This is a genomic window from Arenimonas composti TR7-09 = DSM 18010 (assembly GCF_000426365.1).
GTDB lineage: Bacteria > Pseudomonadota > Gammaproteobacteria > Xanthomonadales > Xanthomonadaceae > Arenimonas > Arenimonas composti.
In genome coordinates, this window is sequence record NZ_AUFF01000006.1 from 13,734 (window position 1) to 26,919 (window position 13,186).

10 protein-coding genes are annotated in these 13,186 nt (G+C 71.3%); 6 read left to right on the forward strand and 4 right to left on the reverse strand.

Annotation, left to right across the window (positions count from 1 at the left end; all coding sequences use genetic code 11):
• The first annotated feature begins 141 nt into the window (after positions 1-141).
• The gene (locus K311_RS0109355; protein ID WP_026817085.1) at positions 142-1,905 is read left to right on the forward strand and encodes an acyl-CoA dehydrogenase family protein; all 1,764 of its coding nucleotides are present in this window, start codon (positions 142-144) and stop codon (positions 1,903-1,905) included.
• A gap of 24 nt (positions 1,906-1,929) precedes the next feature.
• Here K311_RS0109355 and katG read toward each other — a convergent pair whose 3' ends face one another.
• Complete coding sequence (gene katG / locus K311_RS0109360; RefSeq protein ID WP_026817086.1) at positions 1,930-4,140, reverse strand: catalase/peroxidase HPI; 2,211 nt, start codon at positions 4,138-4,140, stop codon at positions 1,930-1,932.
• Positions 4,141-4,361: 221 nt separating this feature from the next.
• Here katG and K311_RS0109365 point away from each other — a divergent pair, with 221 nt between their 5' ends.
• Both K311_RS0109365 and K311_RS16305 read left to right on the forward strand, forming a co-directional pair.
• Positions 4,362-5,300 carry a class I SAM-dependent methyltransferase gene (locus tag K311_RS0109365; RefSeq protein ID WP_211223651.1) on the forward strand — a complete coding sequence of 313 codons (939 nt, stop codon included), beginning with the start codon at positions 4,362-4,364 and terminating at the stop codon, positions 5,298-5,300.
• Between the two features lie 131 nt (positions 5,301-5,431).
• Entirely contained in the window at positions 5,432-5,821 is a 390-nt protein-coding gene (locus tag K311_RS16305) for a hypothetical protein (protein WP_043797246.1), read from the forward strand.
• 20 nt (positions 5,822-5,841) lie between these two features.
• On the opposite strand, the gene K311_RS0109375 is transcribed toward K311_RS16305, so the two are convergent.
• On the reverse strand, positions 5,842-7,629 hold the full coding sequence (locus K311_RS0109375; protein ID WP_026817088.1) for an ABC transporter ATP-binding protein: 1,788 nt from the start codon (positions 7,627-7,629) through the stop codon (positions 5,842-5,844).
• Positions 7,630-7,726: 97 nt separating this feature from the next.
• Between K311_RS0109375 and K311_RS0109380 the strand changes: the two genes are divergently transcribed.
• Positions 7,727-8,272, forward strand: a complete 546-nt coding sequence (locus tag K311_RS0109380) for a pseudouridine synthase (RefSeq protein ID WP_026817089.1) — start codon at positions 7,727-7,729, stop codon at positions 8,270-8,272.
• A 16-nt stretch (positions 8,273-8,288) separates the two neighbouring features.
• On the forward strand, positions 8,289-9,032 hold the full coding sequence (locus K311_RS0109385; RefSeq protein WP_026817090.1) for a class I SAM-dependent methyltransferase: 744 nt from the start codon (positions 8,289-8,291) through the stop codon (positions 9,030-9,032).
• A gap of 84 nt (positions 9,033-9,116) precedes the next feature.
• On the opposite strand, the gene K311_RS16310 is transcribed toward K311_RS0109385, so the two are convergent.
• Positions 9,117-9,527, reverse strand: coding sequence for a hypothetical protein (locus tag K311_RS16310; protein ID WP_051239879.1), 411 nt, complete (start codon positions 9,525-9,527; stop codon positions 9,117-9,119).
• 110 nt (positions 9,528-9,637) lie between these two features.
• Positions 9,638-12,145: an ATP-dependent helicase HrpB gene (gene hrpB, locus K311_RS0109395; RefSeq protein ID WP_026817091.1), complete on the reverse strand. Its 2,508-nt coding sequence runs from the start codon at positions 12,143-12,145 to the stop codon at positions 9,638-9,640.
• A 95-nt stretch (positions 12,146-12,240) separates the two neighbouring features.
• Between hrpB and K311_RS0109400 the strand changes: the two genes are divergently transcribed.
• Positions 12,241-13,062, forward strand: a complete 822-nt coding sequence (locus K311_RS0109400) for a TatD family hydrolase (protein WP_026817092.1) — start codon at positions 12,241-12,243, stop codon at positions 13,060-13,062.
• The last annotated feature ends 124 nt before the right edge of the window (positions 13,063-13,186 follow it).

The window sequence follows — 13,186 nt, forward strand, 5'->3', positions numbered from 1 at the left end:
GGATCGCTCCGAGAGGGTCACGCACTCCCCGCAGCGTGCGTGGAACCAGGGTAGCCAGCGCCGCATCGCGGACGCGTGAAGCCGGGTCGTGGCGGCCGGGCAAGCCTAGAATCGGACCTTTCCGCCCGCAAGGTACCCGCCATGAACCGTCCCGCCCCGTCCACCCCGCGCGGATTCCAGGCGACGTCGAGCGTGGCGAAGAGCCTGGCGCTGGGCGAGATCCTCGAACAGAACCTGTTCCCGTACCCGGCGGTCCGCGAACGCGACCGCGAGATGCTGGGGATGATGGTGGACGCGATCGACCGTTTCCTGGCCGGCCACGCCGACGATTTCGCGGCCTGGGACGCGGCCGCGGAGCAGCCGCCGGAATTCATCCAGGCGTTGCGCGAGCTGGGCCTGTTCGGGCTGATCATCCCGGAGGAGTTCGGCGGACTGGAACTGAGCAACGCCGCGTATGCGCGCGTGCTCGCGCAGACCAGCGCCCACGACAGCTCGGTGTCGCTGACCATCGGCGCGCACAGCTCGATCGGCATGAAGGGCCTGCTGCTGTTCGGTACCGACGAACAGAAGCAGCGCTACCTGCCCCGCCTGGCGAGCGGCGAGATGATCGCCGCGTTCTGCCTGACCGAACCGGGCGCCGGTTCCGACGCCGCGGCGATCCGCACGAAGGCGGTCCGGAACGACGACGGCTCGTGGACGCTCGACGGCGGGAAGCTCTGGATCACCAACGGCGGCATCGCCGATTTCTACACGGTGTTCGCGCGCACCGACGGTCCGGAGGGGAAGATCACCGCGTTCCTGGTCGAGGCGGCCTGGAACGGCGTGAGCCGCGGTCCGCACGAGGACAAGCTCGGGATCCGCGCCTCGTCGACCACCACGGTGTCGTTCTCCGGCGTGCGCGTGCCGGCGGAGAACGTGCTCGGCGACGTCGGCAAGGGCTTCAAGGTCGCGATGGGCATCCTCAACAACGGCCGCACCGGCCTCGGCGGCGGCGCGGTCGGCGGCATGAAGGCGCTGATCCGCAAGGCCTGCGCGCAGGCGCAGGAACGCCGCCAGTTCGACACCCCGATCGCCGAGTTCGGCCTGGTGCGGGAGAAGATCGCGCAGATGACCGTCGAGTGCTTCGCCGCCGAGGCGACGGTGTGGATGGTCGCGCACTACATCGACAGCGGCCATGCCGACTATTCGGTGGAGGCGGCGATCAGCAAGGTCTACGCCAGCGAGGCAATGCAGCGCGCCGCCTACGAAGCGCTGCAGATCGCCGGCGGCAACGGCTACATGAAGGAATTCCCGTACGAGCGCTTCGTGCGCGACGCGCGGATCCTGCCGATCTTCGAGGGCACCAACGAGATCCTGCGCCTCTACGTGGCGCTGTCGGTGCTCAAGGGCGTCGGCGCGTCGCTGGGGGAGCTGCAGTCGGCGCTCGGTTCGATCTTCAACGACCCGATCAAGGGCTTCGGCGTGCTCGGAGGCTATGCCGAGCGCCGGTTCGCGCAGGCGACCGGTCTGTTCGGCGACCGCATCGGCCACGCGCTGGCGCCGGAGCTGGCGCCGCTGGCGCGGGTCTACGAGAAGTACGCGGTCGAGCTGGCGCGGGTCGCCGACGCGGCGCTGCGCCGGCACGGCAAGCAGATCGCCGACAGGCAACACGTGCAGAAGCGCATCGCCGACCTGGTGATCGACCTGTTCGTCGGCCTGTGCGTGCTGTCGCGCGCGCAGTCGCTGGTGGAAGCCGACCCGGCGCAGGCGCCGCTGGTGATCGACGTCGCCCGCACGTTCACTCGCCAGGCGCGGCGGCGGATGGCGCGCAACGTGCGCGGCTTCGAACACAACGAGGACGCCGCGGTCGAGGCGATCGCCGGGGCGATCCTCGAACGCGGCGCCTATCCCTGGGACGTGCTCTGAGCGGGCACGTCCGCCTTCGCGGCCTCAGGAGCGCAGGTCGAAGCGGTCCAGGTTCATGACCTTGGTCCACGCCGCGACGAAGTCCTTCACGAACTCGCCGTTGGCGTCGTCGGACGCATAGGCCTCGGCCAGCGCGCGCAGCTGCGCGTTCGAGCCGAACACCAGGTCGGACACCGTGCCGGTCCAGCGCAGTTCGCCGGTGGCGCGGTCGCGGCCCTCGAGCACGTTGTTGTCGGCCTCGCTGCGGGTCCACTTGGTGCGCATGTCGAGCAGGTTCACGAACACGTCGTTGCTCAGCGTGCCCGGCCGGTCGGTGAACACGCCGTGCTTCGAGCCGCCGTGGTTGGCGTCGAGCGCGCGCAGGCCGCCGACCAGCACGGTCATCTCCGGGGCGCTGAGGGTGAGCAGGTTGGCGCGGTCGACGAGCATCTCCGCCTCCGAACCCTCGAAGCCGCTTGCGACGTAGTTGCGGAAACCGTCGACCTTCGGCTCGAGCGGCGCGAACGAGGCGGCATCGGTCATCGCGTCGGTGGCGTCGGTGCGGCCGGGCGCGAACGGCACGGTGATGTCGAAACCGCCCTTCTTCGCCGCCGCCTCGACCGCCGCGTTGCCGGCGATCACGATCAGGTCGGCCAGCGACACCTTCCTGCCGCCGCCGGCGGAAGCGTCGAAGTCCTGCCGGATGCGCTCGAGCACGCCGAGCACCTTCGCCAGCTGCGCCGGCTCGTTCGCCTCCCAGTCCTTCTGCGGCGCCAGGCGGATGCGGGCGCCGTTGGCGCCGCCGCGCTTGTCGCTGCCGCGGAACGTCGAGGCCGAGGCCCAGGCGGTGGCGACCAGCTCGCGGGTCGACAGGCCGGAGGCGAGCACGCTCTTCTTCAGCCGCTCGACGTCCTCCGGCGTGACCAGCGGATGGTCGACGGCCGGCACCGGGTCCTGCCAGATCAGCACTTCCTCCGGCACGTACTTGCCGAGGTAGCGCACGCGCGGGCCCATGTCGCGATGGGTCAGCTTGAACCAGGCGCGCGCGAACGCATCGGCGAACTTTTCCGGGTTGGCCAGGTAGTCGCGGGCGATCTTCTCGTAGGCCGGGTCGAAGCGCAGCGCCAGGTCGGCGGTGGTCATCATCGGCTGGTGCTTCTTCGTCGGGTCGTGCGCGTCCGGCACCTCGCGGCCGGCGCCGTCCTTCGGCCGCCACTGGTGGGCACCGGCGGGGCTCTTCGTCAGTTCCCACTCGAAGCCGAACAGGGTCTCCAGGAAGCCCATGTCCCAGGTCGTCGGCGTCTTCTTCCAGGCGCCCTCGATGCCGCTGGTGATCGTGTAGCCGGCCATGCCGGTCTCGTAGCCGCTCAGCCAGCCGAGGCCCATGTCGGCGATGTCGCCGCCTTCCGGGGCGACGCCGACGTGCGAGGCCGGGCCGGCGCCGTGCGCCTTGCCGAACGTGTGGCCGCCGGCGATCAGCGCGACGGTCTCCTCGTCGTTCATCGCCATGCGCGCGAAGGTTTCGCGGATGTCGCGCGCGGAGGCGACCGGGTCCGGATTGCCGTCGGGGCCTTCCGGGTTCACGTAGATCAGCCCCATCTGCACCGCGGCGAGCGGGTTCGCGAGCTCGCGGTCGCCGGAATAGCGGCTGTTGGGCTTGTCGCTGGTCGCCAGCCATTCCTGCTCGGGACCCCAGTAGACCTCGGCGTTCGGTTCCCAGATGTCGGCGCGGCCGCCGCCGAAGCCGAACACCGGGCCGCCCATCGACTCGATCGCGACGTTGCCGGTGAGGACGAACAAGTCGGCCCACGACAGCTTGCGGCCGTACTTGCGCTTGATCGGCCACAGCAGGCGGCGCGCCTTGTCGAGGTTGCCGTTGTCGGGCCAGCTGTTGAGCGGGGCGAAGCGCTGGTCGCCGGTGCCGGCGCCGCCGCGGCCGTCGTGGATGCGGTAGGTGCCGGCGGCATGCCAGGCCATGCGGATGAAGAACGGGCCGTAGTGGCCGTAGTCCGCCGGCCACCAGGGCTGCGAGTCGGTCATCAGCGCGCGCAGGTCGGCGATCACCGCGTCGAGGTCGAGGGTGCGGAACTCCGCGCGGTAGTCGAAGTCCTCGTTGTACGGGTTCGCCTTCGGCGAATGCTGGTGGAGGATGGCGAGGTTGAGCTGGTTGGGCCACCAGTCGGCATTCGTCCACGCCCCGGTGATCGCCTGGTTGCGGGCGCCGCCGTGGAAGGGACACTGGGCTTCGTTGGACATGGGACGCTCCTGGTTGCCGGCAGCTGCCGGGGATGCCATCACCCTAGGCCTGTCCGGCGGCCGGGAGAAGTCGATTGTTCGGATGCTTCCGATAGCCTCGGGCTATCGGTCATCGCCTGCCGCGTGGCCACGCAGGCGCGGAAGCTGGCGCGTGCCCGCGTTTTCCGGCCGCGGCGGCCGGTGGTAGCCTCGGGGCCCCTGCCGCCTTCCGGAGTCCGCCGATGCGCCCGTCGATCGCCCCGCTCGCCGCCGCCCTCGCCACCGCCCTGCTGCTCGCCGCCTGCGGCTCGTCGAACGCGCCCGACGCGACCATCAACGATGCGCCGGCCGACGCGCTCGCCGCGGCGGCGACGCCTGCCGAGGCCGCCGCCGCCGAGGAAGCCGCGCTGCGCGACCGCGAGACCGATCCGCTCGACGCGATCCTCGCCGGCGACTGGCGCGACCCGAAGAACACCGCCCGCGACACCTGGCGGCATCCGCGCGAGACGCTGGCCTTCTTCGAGGTCGGCGCCAGCCAGCGCATCATCGAGATCAGCCCGGGTGGCGGCTGGTACACCGAGATCCTGGCGCCGCTGGCGCAGGGCAAGGGCAGCTACACCGGCGTGATCAACGATCCGGCGGCGTTCGCCGACGAGCGCACGCGCAACTACTACACCCGCAACAACACCGCGCTGCGCGACAAGCTCGCCGCGCGCGCCGACGTGTTCGGAAACGCCCGCCTGGTCGAGATCGATCCGCAGGCGCCGGTGCTCGGCGAGCCGAGCTCGGCCGACGTCGTGCTGACCTTCCGCAACGTGCACAACTGGGTCATGGACGGTTACGAGCGGCAGATGTTCCAGGCCTTCTTCGACGTGCTCGCTCCGGGCGGCGTGCTCGGCGTCGTCGAACACCGCGCGGCCGCCGGGCGCACGCTCGAGGAAGTGAAGGAGAGCGGCTACCTGCCGGAGGATTACGTGATCCAGCTCGCCACCGACGCCGGTTTCGTGCTCGAGGAGAAGAGCGAGATCAACGCCAACCCGGCCGACACCAAGGATCATCCCAACGGCGTCTGGACCCTTCCGCCCGGCAACAACCACGACGCCGCCGACGCCGCGAAGTACGCCGCGATCGGCGAGAGCGACCGCATGACCCTGCGCTTCCGCAAGCCGAAAGACGAGTAACGAGGGGAGAGGAACGAGTAACGAGTAGGAGCGGCTTCAGCCGCGATCCTCTCCACTCTTCGCTCTCCACTCTTTACTCGCCTTTCGCGGCGCTGGCCGCACGCTCGGGCTCCCACCCAGGAGCCCGCGCGATGAATCCCCACACCCTGCTCGGTACTGTGCTCGTGCTGCTGGCGCTGTCGGCGCTCGGCGGCATCGCGATGGGTCTCATCCGCCTCGCCGGCAAGCGCAACCCGCCGCCGTGGATGTCGATGGCGCACGGCCTGATGGCCGGCGCCGGCTTCACCCTGCTGGTCTACGGGCTGTTCGTGCTGGCGTTGCCGCGCAGCGCCGGCTGGGGCGCCGGCGCCCTGGCGATCGCCGCCCTCGGCGGCGTGGTGATGAACCTGGGCCACGACCAGAAGCAGCGGCTGATCCCGCGCAACCTGCTGGCCGCGCACGCCGTGCTGGCGATCGCCGGTTTCGCCCTCGTCGCCCTCGCCTGGACCGGCACCGATCCGCAGACCCTCGTGGCCCCCTGACCCGCCAGGCGGCCCAGCCGTTACTCGTTACTCGTTACTCTCCACTCGTTACTCGCTCTCCCGGTCTGCAGCCGCCACAGCGCCGCATACGCCCCGCCGCGGGCGACGAGTTCGTCGTGCGTGCCGGATTCGACGATGCGCCCGGCCTCCATCACGTGGATGGCGTCGGCGTGGCGGACGGTGCTGAGGCGATGCGCGACGACGAGGGTCGTGCGCTCGCGGCCGGCGCGCGCCAGCGAATGCTGGATCGCCGCCTCGGTCTCGTTGTCGACCGCGCTGGTCGCCTCGTCGAGCAGCAGGATCGCCGGGTCGCGGTAGAGCGCGCGCGCCAGGGCGATGCGCTGGCGCTGGCCGCCGCTGAGGTTGCCGCCGCGCTCGCCGACCGGGGCGTCGTAGCCGCCGGGCAGCGCGGCGATGAAGTCGTGGGCCTCCGCCGCGCGCGCCGCCGCCTCGATACGCGCACGGTCGTGGCCGATGTCGCCGTAGGCGATGTTGTCGGCGACGCTGCCGTCGGTCAGGAAGGGTTCCTGCGCCACATAACCGAGCCAGCCGCGCAGTGCCGCCGGGTCGAGCGTGGTGATGTCGGTGCCGTCGACGCGGATCGTGCCGCGCTTGGGGTCGAGGAAACGCAGCAGCAGCTTCAGCAGCGTGCTCTTGCCGGCGCCGGTACCGCCGACCAGGGCGACGGTGGCGCCGGCCGGCACCGCGAACGTCACCGCCTGCAGGGCCTGCCTTCCGTCGTAGTCGAACGCGACGCCGGCGAAGCTCAGCTCGCCGCGCGGACGTTTCGGCAGCTGGCCCTCGCCGCGCACCGGTACCGGCGTGTCGAGCAGGTCCATCACCCGGTTCACCGAGGCCATCGCGCGCTGGTAGAGGTCGACCATGTCGGCGAGCCGGGTCAGCGGCCACAACAGGCGCTGCGTCAGATAGACCAGCGCCGAATACGAACCGACACCGAGCTCGCCGCGCAGGGTCAGCACGCCGCCGTAGAGCAGGGTCGCGACGAAGCCGCAGAGGATCGCCATGCGGATCACCGGTGTGATCGCCGCCGAGAAGCGGATCGCCTCGGCATTGCGGGCGCGGAAACCGTCGCTGGCCTGGCGCAGGTGTTCGGCCTCGAAGGCTTCGGCGGTATAGGCCTGGATCGTCGCCATGCCGCCGAGGTTGTTGTTCAGCCGCGCCGACACCGTCGCCGCCGCCTCGCGCGCGGCGGCATAGCGCGGCGCCAGCCGCTTCTGGAACCAGAACGCGCCGACCAGGATCAGTGGGATCGGCAGGAAGGCGAGGAAGGCCAGCTTCGCGGTCAGGAAGAAGAACACCGCGCCGACCAGCAGCGACGACACCGCGACCTGGATCAGGTCGTTGGCGCCGGTGTTGAGGAAACGTTCGATCTGGTTGACGTCCTCGTTCAGCAGGGCCATCAGCCGGCCGCTGCGCTCGCGTTCGATCACCGCCGGTGGCAGCTGCTGCAGATGCCCGTAGGCGGCCTGGCGCAGCCCGTGCTGCAGTTCCTGCGCGAGGCCGCGCCAGCGCAGCGCGTACAGGTATTCGAACAGCGATTCGAGCACCCACACGATGATCGTCAGCGCCACCAGCACGTAGAGCTGGTGCAGCGGTTCGGGAAAGCCGGCGCGGGCGAGGAAGGAGTCGCGCTGGTTGACGACGACGTCGACCGCGACGCCGATCAGCAGTTCCGGCAGGACGTCGAACACCTTGTTGAGCACGGAATAGAGCGAGGCGCTCGCGACCGTGCGGCGGTGCGGACGGGCGAAGCCGGCGAGGCGGCGCAGCGGATGATCGGGCGACATGGGACGTCCTGGGCGGGCGCCGCGCCGTGGCGGGCGGCGGGCGGTGGCTGGAATCGAAACGACGGCAGCCAGTTTCCCACGGGCGTACACTCGACCCATGCTGATCGCCTTCAACAAGCCCTTCGGCGTGTTGTGCCAGTTCACCGACAAGACGGTGCCGCCGCGGCCGACGCTCGCCGGTTTCGAGCTGCCGCCGGGCGTCTATGCGGCCGGCCGCCTGGACCAGGATTCCGAAGGCCTGCTGCTGCTCAGCGACGACGGCCCGCTGATCGCCCGCATCAGCTCGCCGAAGTTCCACTGGCCGAAAACCTATCTGGTCCAGGTCGAGGGCGATGCGGACGAGGAACAGCTGGCGGCATTGCGCGCCGGCGTCACCCTCGCGGACGGGCCGACGCGGCCGGCGAAGGTTCAGCGCCTGATCGGCCAGCCCGACTGGCTGTGGCCGCGGGATCCGCCGGTGCGTTTCCGCAAGTCGGTGCCCGAGAGCTGGATCGAGATGACGATCACCGAGGGCCGCAACCGCCAGGTGCGGCGGATGACCGCGGCGGTCGGACTGCCGACGCTGCGCCTGGTGCGGATCGCGGTCGGGCCGCACCGGCTCGAAGGCCTCGCCCCCGGCCACTGGCGCGAACTGGTGCAGTAGGCGGGGCCGGCCGGCGATGGGCTTCAAGGATCATTTCTCCGGCCACGCGGCGATCTACGCGGCAGCGCGGCCGACCTATCCCGATGAACTGTTCGACTGGCTGGCGGCGCAATGCCCGTCGCGGACCCTGGCCTGGGATGCCGGCTGCGGCAATGGCCAGGCGAGCCTGGCACTGGCCGACCGCTTCGACCACGTGCATGCCACCGACGCGAGTGCGGCGCAGATCGCCGCGGCACCGGCGCATCCGCGCATCCACTGGGCGGTGGAGCCGGGCGAAACGAGTTCGCTGGCGGACGCCAGCGCCGACCTCGTCACCGTCGCGCAGGCCTGGCACTGGTTCGATCATCCGCGCGCGATCGCCGAATTCCGCCGGGTGCTGCGCCCCGGCGGGGTGGTGGCGCTGTGGACTTACGGCATCTCGCGGGTCGATGCGGCGGTGGATGCGGTGTTCGACCGCCTGTACGACGGCCCGCTCGGGCCGTACTGGCCGCCGGAGCGGCGGCATGTCGAGAACGGCTATCGCGAACTGCCCTTCCCGTTCGCGGAAGTCACCACACCGGCGTTCGCGATGGTGCAGCGCTGGACGCTACCGCAATACCTGGCCTACCTGCGCAGCTGGTCGGCGAGCCAGCGCCACCTGGCGGCGACGGGCGTCGACGCGGTGAGCGCGATGGAAGCGGACTTCGCGGCCGCCTGGGGCGCGCCTGAGATGGGGCGCGAGGTGCGCTGGCCGCTCGGTCTGCGCGTTGGTAGTTCGTAGTTCGTACGAGGTACGAGGTAGGAAAGCGCGCGCTTCGCGCGAGGAGGTAGCCGCTCACCGCGACTACCTCCTACCTCGTACGAACTACGAACTGGTCTTGCTCGCGGCCTTGCGCGTGGTCTTCTTCGCCGGCGACTTCTTCGCGGCGGCGCCGGTCGACTTCGCCGTGGCGGTGGCCTTCTTCGCGACGACGTTGCGCGAGGTCTTCTTCGCCGGCGCGGCACCGCCGTCCTTCTTGCGCTTGTTGACCAGATAGACGGCGCCACCGACCGCGGCGAGCGCGGCGGCGGTGACCGCGGCGCCGACCGGGTGCTTGCGGACGGTGCGCACGGCGGCGGTGCCGCCCTTCTTCACCGCGGCGACGGCCGCCCCGGCACCGACGACGGCGCTGGCCTTGCTCGCCAGGTCGGAATTCTTCCAGGCCTTCTTCGCGATCTCGCCGCCTTCGTTCAACTTGGTCAGCGCGGTCGACACCAGTTCCTTCGTCTTGCTCATCGCGGATTCTCCGGGGCGTGGTCCAATCGGGGACAGCAGACTGCGACACCAGCCTACTGCAATCCGTGAAACCGGGGTCGCTGGTGCGGAAAGTACTCCGACCCCGGTTTCTACGTCCCCCGCGGCTTCGCCCGGTGCGTCGCCACCGCCGTCCAGGGATCCTCCGGCCACGGATGCCGCGGGTACCGTCCCTTCATCTCCCGGCGCACTTCCGGATAGGTGTTGCTCCAGAAGCTGCGCAGGTCGGCGGTGACCTGCAGCGGTTTACCGCCCGGCGACAGCAGGTGCAGGGTCAGCGGCACCCGGCCGTCGGCGATGCGCGGGGTATCGGCGAGGCCGAACAGTTCCTGCAGCTTCACCGCCAGCACCGGCGCGGCGCCGTGCCGGTAGTCGATGCCGCGCTCGAGGCCTGACGGCACCGCGATCCGCCGCGGCGCCAGGCGGTCGAGCTGCTGGCGCAGGGACCAGTCCAGCAGCGAGCGCAGCGCGTCTCCGAACTCCTCTTCGGAAAGGGCGTCCAGCCGCGTCTTGCCGGCGAAGGCCGGCTTCAGCCAGGTGTCGCGGGCGGCGAGCAGGGCGTCGTCCGAGAAGTCGGGCAGGCCCAGCTCCGGCATCCAGTCGCGCAGGCAGCGCACGCGTTCGCGCCACTGCTGCAGGGCTTCCGTCCACGGCAGCGACGCCAGCCCGAGTTCGCCGACCGCATCGGTGAGCGCCTGCGCGGCCGCCGCCGGATCCGGCCGACCAGCCGGGCGGCTGTCGACGACGATGCGTTCGAAGCGGCGTTCGCGCCGCGCGACCAGCCCGCGGGCCTGCGGATCCCAGCGCACCACGTCGCCCTCGAACCAGCCGGCGGCGAAGTCGCGCTCGAGCACCGCCTCGTCGACCGGCGCCGCACGCATCACCAGCGAATCCTTCGCCTCGAAGCGCAGCTCGACCGCGACGATCCAGGGTTCGCCGAATACCGCGCTGTCGTCGTGGATGCGCGCCATGCGGCCGTTGGCGAGCTGGTAGCGGCGCGGGTCGCCGGGATGCTGGCGGGCGATGCGGTCGGGGAAGGCGTGCGCGAGCAGGTCGCCGAGCCGGTGCGCCGGCACGTCGACCGGTGGCGCGGCGTCGCAGCGCAGGCGGCGGCGCCACTGCTTCGCGGCCTGGTCGATCGCCGCGAGCGCGCCGCGGTGGGCATGGCCGGGCGCGCGTCCGGCGCGGAAGGCGGCCAGCGCCTGCCAGCGGGCGGCGAGGCCGTCGCTGCGTTCGCGCAGGGGATCGCGCGCTTCCAGCAGGGCGGCGAGGTCGCCGGCGAGGGCGACATCGGCTGGCGCCCTCGGCGCGCAGAGCATCGCCGCCAGCCGCGGATGCGTACCCAGCGCGAGCAGGCGGCGGCCGAACGCGGTGATGCGGCCGTCGCGGTCGAGCGCGCCGAGCCGGCGCAGCAGTTCGTCGGCGGCCGCGAGTGCCCCCGCCGGCGGCGGATCCGGGAAGCGCAGGTCGCGACTGCCCCAGGCCGCCAGTTCCAGCGCCAGCCCCGCGAGTTCGACCTGGGCGATTTCCGGCGTGCGGTTCGGCTCCAGCCGCAGCGAGGCCGGCCACAGCCGATACGCCCAGCCCTCGGCGACACGACCGGCGCGGCCGGCGCGCTGGTCGGCCGAGGCCTGTGAGATGGCGACCGTCTCCAGCCGCGAGAAACCCGAATTCGGGTCGTAGCGCGGTTCGCGCGCCAGGCCGCTGTCGATCACCACGCGCACGCCGGGCAGGGTCACCGAGGATTCGGCGACATTGGTCGCCAGCACGATGCGGCGGCGACCCTGCGGATCCGGCTGCAGCGCCGCCTGCTGCGCCTCGACCGGCAGTTCGCCGTGCAGCGGCAGGACGACGACGTCTGCCGGCTGCCCGCCCTCGCCCGCCGAGGACTGCAGGCGTTCCTGCAGCTGCGCACTCGCCTCGGCGATCTCGCGCTGGCCGGGCAGGAACGCCAGCAGGTCGCCGGGATGCGAGGACAGCGCGTGTTCGATGCAGCGGCGCAGCTGCACGGTGGCGGCTTCGTCGCGGCGCCCCGCGAAATGCGCGATCTCGACCGGGAAACTGCGCCCGGCGCTGCTCAGCCGCGCTGCATCGAGGAAGCTCGCGAGGCGTTCCCCGTCCAGGGTCGCCGACATCACCACGAGGCGCAGGTCCTCGCGCAGTTGCGCCTGCACGTCCAGCGCCAGCGCCAGCCCGAGGTCGCCGGAGAGATGGCGTTCGTGGAACTCGTCGAAGATCACCGCGGCGACACCGTCGAGCAGCGGGTCGTCCTGGATCATCCGGCTCAGGATGCCTTCGGTGACCACCTCGACCCGCGTGCGCGCCGACACCTTCGCCTCGAAGCGGATGCGGTAGCCGACGGTCTCGCCGACCGGCTCGCCGAGCTGGCGCGCCATGAAGCCGGCCGCCGCGCGCGCCGCGACCCGGCGCGGCTCCAGCATCAGGATGCGGCCGTCGCCGCGCCAGGCCGCATCGAGCAGGGCCAGCGGTACCTGGGTGGTCTTGCCGGCGCCGGGCGGCGCTTCGAGCACGAGGCGCGAATGCGTCGCCAGGCTGTCGAGCACCTTCGGCAGCAGGGCGGCGATCGGGAACTGCGTCATCCCCCCATTGTAGGAGCGCCTTCAGGCGCGATGCTTTCCTGCGCTGCGCGCAGGAAGCAGGGCATCGCGCCTGAAGGCGCTCCTACAATGGGGGGATGGAACTCATCGATATCGGCGCCAACCTGGGCCACGAATCCTTCGCCCACGATTTCGACGCGATGCTGGCGCGTGCCCGCACCGCCGGGGTCGTGCAGATGGTCGCCACCGGTGCCAGCCGCGAGGGCTCGCCGAAGGCGCTGGAACTCGCCCGCGCGCATCCCGGCCTGCTGTTCGCGACCGCCGGCGTGCACCCGCACCACGCCACCGAGGTCACCGCCGAGGGCGAGAACGAGCTGCGCGCGCTGCTGCGCGAACCCGAGGTGGTGGCGGTGGGCGAATGCGGCCTCGACTACTTCCGCGACTTCTCGCCGCGGCCGGCGCAGCGCCGCGCCTTCGAACGCCAGCTCGAACTCGCGGTCGAATGCGGCAAACCGCTGTTCCTGCACCAGCGCGACGCGCACGCGGATTTCGTCGCGATCCTGCGCCAGTTCGAGGGCCGCATCGGCCCCGCCGTCGTGCACTGCTTCACCGGAACGAAGGCCGAGTGCTTCGAGTGCCTGGACCACGACTGGCACATCGGCATCACCGGCTGGCTCTGCGACGAGCGCCGCGGCCAGCATCTGCGCGAGTTCGTGAAGGACATCCCGGCGCACCGGCTGATGGTCGAGACCGACGCGCCCTACCTGCTGCCGCGCACGCTGCGGCCGATGCCGAAGGACCGCCGCAACGAGCCGGCCTTCCTGCCGCATATCGTCGAGGAGCTCGCGAAGGACCGCGGCGAGGCGGTCGAGGTCACGGCCGCCGCCACCACCGCGACCGCGCGCAGCTTCTTCCGCCTGCCGCTGCCGACGCAACGGTCGGAACCGTCGGAACCGTAGGAGCGCCTTCAGGCGCGATGCCCCTCACCGCGCCACCGTAGGAGCGCCTTCAGGCGCGATGCTTTCCTGCGCGGTGCGTAGGAAGAAGGGCATCGCGCCTGAAGGCGCTCCTACAGGGGGGAGG